This window comes from Ilyobacter sp. (genome assembly GCF_041583315.1).
Lineage (GTDB): Bacteria > Fusobacteriota > Fusobacteriia > Fusobacteriales > Fusobacteriaceae > Ilyobacter.
The window spans coordinates 1-4,371 of record NZ_JBFHGC010000225.1 but is presented as its reverse complement, the minus strand read 5'-3'; the positions used below and the strand labels follow the sequence as shown (position 1 = coordinate 4,371).

5 protein-coding genes are annotated in these 4,371 nt (G+C 36.4%); all 5 read right to left on the bottom strand.

All coding sequences use genetic code 11. The annotated features are described in order from the left end of the window. The coding region (gene obgE / locus ABZA26_RS08725) for a GTPase ObgE (protein WP_372714133.1) at positions 1 to 1,176 on the bottom strand (1,176 nt) is incomplete at its 3' end. A gap of 187 nt (positions 1,177 to 1,363) precedes the next feature. Beyond that, a complete protein-coding gene (gene rpmA / locus ABZA26_RS08720) occupies positions 1,364 to 1,651 on the bottom strand; it encodes a 50S ribosomal protein L27 (protein ID WP_319370270.1) in 288 nt (95 codons plus the stop codon). After that, on the bottom strand, positions 1,652 to 1,987 hold the full coding sequence (locus ABZA26_RS08715; protein ID WP_013387837.1) for a ribosomal-processing cysteine protease Prp: 336 nt from the start codon (positions 1,985 to 1,987) through the stop codon (positions 1,652 to 1,654). A gap of 7 nt (positions 1,988 to 1,994) precedes the next feature. Further along, entirely contained in the window at positions 1,995 to 2,306 is a 312-nt protein-coding gene (gene rplU, locus ABZA26_RS08710; RefSeq protein WP_372714132.1) for a 50S ribosomal protein L21, read from the bottom strand. Positions 2,307 to 2,550: 244 nt separating this feature from the next. Continuing rightward, a complete protein-coding gene (locus ABZA26_RS08705; protein WP_372714131.1) occupies positions 2,551 to 3,939 on the bottom strand; it encodes an L-cystine transporter in 1,389 nt (462 codons plus the stop codon). Positions 3,940 to 4,371: the final 432 nt, after the last annotated feature.

The following is a 4,371-nucleotide window of genomic DNA, read 5'->3' as shown; positions in this document are numbered from 1 at the left end:
GTTTATTATAGAATCCTCTTCCATAGTTATTACATATTTATTCAGTACATCATCTACTATTCTTCCGTCTACCACGTACACCCCTTCTTCATCCTGGGTAATTATATAGTCTTCTTTATTTCCTCTGATTGCCTTCAGTACCTCATTTATATCAGCCTCATCTTCAAGAGGTTCTCTTTCTATATACTGAAGTATCTCCCAGGTTCTGTAAGTTACCTCTTTCAGACCGTCATTCATTATGACCGATACAGGATAAAATTCTAAACCCTGATCCTCTATAAATTTTTTAAACTCTTCATACTGCTCTGTATTCCACAGAAGGTCCATCTTATTTGCGATAACTATTTGTTTTTTTGAAGCGAGCTTAGGGCTAAACTTCTGAAGCTCTTCATTTATTTTTTTGAAGTCCTCTATAGGAGTTCTTCCTTCTAATCCTGCTGCATCCACTACATGATATATCATTTTACATCTTTCGATATGCTTCAGGAACTTATCTCCTAGTCCCACTCCCTCGTGAGCCCCTTCTATAAGTCCTGGAATATCCGCCATGAGGAAAGATTTCCCCTCCTCTAGTCTCACCACTCCCAGTTTAGGAGAAAGTGTTGTAAAGTGATAGCTGGCAACTTTTGATTTAGCAGAAGAAACTCTGTTTATAAAGCTTGATTTACCAACAGAAGGATACCCTACAAGGGCTACATCTGCAAGAAGTTTCAACTCTAGCTTTACCTCTAGTTCTGCTCCCTCTCTACCCTTTCCGGCCATTGTGGGAGCTTTTCTGATTGCATTTTTAAAGTGTACATTTCCCAGTCCACCTTTTCCGCCCTTTATGAGCACTCTTTCTTCTCCGTTATTATTCAGGTCCAACAGAAGTTTTCCAGTTTCCTGGTCTCTCACCTGGGTTCCTATAGGAACTTTTATAACCAGGTCAGCACCTGTTTTACCATACATTCTTTTTTTAGCACCATTTTCCCCGTTTTCAGCCTTAAATATTCTCTTATATTTAAAATCAACTAGGGTATTTATATTATTGTCTGCGACAAATACTACATTTCCGCCGTTTCCGCCGTCTCCGCCGTCTGGCCCTCCAAACTGTACCGCTTTCTCTCTTCTAAAAGTAGCGGCTCCGTCTCCACCGTCTCCTGCTTTTATCGTAATTCCAACCTCATCTATAAACAAATTAATTCCCTCCTTTAATGGGATTTTTTCCTACACAACCTAAATATTATACTATAATATCTTTTATTTTGCAATTTCAAACACTACTTTCCAAAGCCTTTTACCAAGCCAGATTTCACCCCAAAAAACAGCAATTTTATAAATATAAAAAATCCCGGCGCCTGGCCGGGATTAAACATCCAATCGATTAAACTCTCTCAGGATAGATAGAAACTTTCTTCTTGTCTTTTCCGTGTCTTTCGAATTTAACATATCCGTCAGTAAGAGCAAATAAAGTATGATCTTTACCTTGCCCCATGTTAGTTCCAGCGTGGAACTTGTTTCCTCTTTGTCTTACTATGATGTTTCCAGCTTTTACTACCTCACCATCATATTTTTTTACTCCAAGGTAATTAGGATTAGAATCTCTTCCGTTCTTAACAGAACCTTGACCTTTTTTCTTTGCAAATAATTGTATGTTCAATCTAAATAACATCTACTTTTCCTCCTTCTCTACAAGCTTTATAAATTCTGAATACTCTCTAGCTAATTGTTTAACTGTTAAATACATCATTTCCAACAATACATTCAGCTCTCTATCGTTACCCTTTAGATCCACACCTCTAAAATCAACTTTTAGCAGTCCATCTTCAGAAATTTCATATCTGGGAACAATATCTAACACTTCATCCAAATGTGCTATAGGAAATTGTAAAGCAGTTGACAACGCCGCACAAACAATGTCTTCTCCGTGTTCTGCAAAACCTGCATGTCCTTCTGCCGAAAAAAAGACAATTCTGCCTTCTTTTCTAATTATAACTACTTCAGTCATAAGTTAATTAAGCTTCGATTGCTTTGATTTTGATTTCAGTAAGTAATTGTCTGTGACCTTTTTTTCTATGGTATCCAGTCTTTGGCTTATATTTGAAGTTAATAACTTTTTTCCCTTTTTCTTGGGAAATTACTTCTACTAGAACTTTTGCACCTTCTACTACAGGAGCTCCTACTTTAACTTCTCCATCTTTAGACACAAGAAGAACATTAGTTAGTTCTACAGTTGTATTAACTTCAGCATTCAACTTCTCTACCTTTAATACGTCACCTTCTGCAACTTTGTACTGTTTACCACCAGTTTTGATTACTGCGTACATTTAAACACCTCCAAAAGATTAAAATCGCTGGTTAAAAGGTTGCTGACGACCTTTACCATGCGTAACTCACGAAATGATATCACTTTTTATACTTTTTGTCAATGCTATCCTTGCTATTTTAACAATGATTTTATAAAAACTTTAAAGAGTTCCCGGACCCCTCCTATTTTCTGAGCAGCAGAAAAAAATAAAAACTTTATCTCCAATAAAAGAAAAAAAAGGAGGCTTTCGCCTCCTTTGAACCTTATATTTCTTTTACGCTCTCTTCCAGCTCTATATCTTGATTTTCATATGTTTCAGAATCAAAATCCCCTATAAACTTACTTGTAAGAGTTCCCGCTGTCATGGCACCACTCACATTTATCGCTGTTCTTCCCATGTCTATCAATGGTTCTATTGATATAAGTAGTCCTACAAGGGATACAGGTAGATTCAGAGCTGATAAAACTATCAAGGCTGCAAAAGTAGCTCCCCCTCCTACTCCGGCGACTCCAAAGGAGCTTAGAGCGACTATTACTACTACTTTTAGTATAAACACAGGATTAGTCGGATCTATTCCCACAGTGGGAGCTATCATAACTGCAAGCATGGCTGGATATATCCCGGCACAACCGTTTTGACCTATGGAAGCACCAAAGGATGCTGATATATTTGCTACTCCTTCACTGACTCCAAGTTTTTTTATCTGGGTTTGTATATTCAGCGGTATAGTTCCTGCACTTGTTCTGGATGTAAAAGCAAAGGCTAAAACAGGGAATATCTTTTTCAGATATATGACAGGGTTTAGTCCTGCAAAAGTTACAAGCATAAGATGCATCAAGAGAACAACTGCCAGGGCTACATATGAAGCAAGTACAAAATTTATAAGGTTTAAGATTTCTCCGGTATTACTGGTAGAAACCACCTTGACCATGAGAGCCATTATTCCGTACGGAGTCAGCCTCAGTATTAGTGTTACCATTCTCATAACTATATCATGAGCCGAATTAACAAATTTTCTTGCAGTTTCCACTGATTCTGGATGTTTTTTAGTAATTCCCAGAACTGCTATTCCTACAAAGGCAGAGAAAATAACCACTGAAATTGTGGCATTATCTCCCGAACCTGCCATTGCTGCAAATGGATTAGTTGGAATAGTCTCCACTAATTTTTGTGCCATGGAGGTATCTAATCCGGATAATTTACTTACTAGCAGCTCTCCTCTAGAAGCCTCTCTCTCTCCAACACTCATTCCCACTGCACTAAGCTTAAACAAAAGCGAAGATCCAACTCCTATGAGAGCAGATACTGCTGTGGTACCGATCAGAAGGGCCACTACGCTTCCTCCTATTTTACCAAATGTCTTTCCGTCTTTTATATTTATGATGGCAGATACGATAGAAACCATGACGAGAGGAGTCACTATCATCTTAAGGAGCCTTACATAGCCTCCAGATATAACATAAAACCATGTGTTTGAATCAGAGATAACTTGAGAATCTCTTCCGTAAAATAACTGAAGTAAACCTCCGAATATAACACCAAGGGCTAAGGCTGTGAATACCCTTTTGGTAAAAGATACGTATTTTTTCTGAAGACTGTAAAGAAATCCTATCAATACAGTCATAATAATTAAATTAATTATTACACCCATTCTGTTCTCCTCCTTAAAAAATTAAATTTATTTTAAAAAACTATACTACACTTATATTCTGTATTTTAAGTATTTTTCTTCTTGTTTAAGAGATTACCATAAATTACCTATAAAGTCAACTTTTATAATCAAACAATTCAAAATAAAAAAAGGCCCCTAGAGACCAGTTTAAAAAGAATCAAGAAAAAAGCTATATAAAGCTCATGATAAACTCAGATTATTAAAAAATTACAATTAAATTTTTCAGAATTATTAGTTCAAGTGTAATAATCAAGTTCAATTAAGGAGAAGAAAATTTATATCCTAAGTATTCTGTCACCAAGTGCTTCGGCTTCATATTGATTATGAGTCACAAGAATTATACTCATATCAAAGGTATTTTTTAGTTTTAAAAACTCTTCATATACAATGTCTTTTGTGTCTTGATCCAAG

What these genes read in the sequence shown, in the direction of transcription:
- rpmA (WP_319370270.1), bottom strand. Translation starts at nt 1,651, where the DNA reads ATGTTATTTAGATTGAACATACAATTATTTGCAAAGAAAAAAGGTCAA.
- ABZA26_RS08715 (WP_013387837.1), bottom strand. Translation starts at nt 1,987, where the DNA reads ATGACTGAAGTAGTTATAATTAGAAAAGAAGGCAGAATTGTCTTTTTT.
- rplU (WP_372714132.1), bottom strand. Translation starts at nt 2,306, where the DNA reads ATGTACGCAGTAATCAAAACTGGTGGTAAACAGTACAAAGTTGCAGAA.
- ABZA26_RS08705 (WP_372714131.1), bottom strand. Translation starts at nt 3,939, where the DNA reads ATGGGTGTAATAATTAATTTAATTATTATGACTGTATTGATAGGATTT.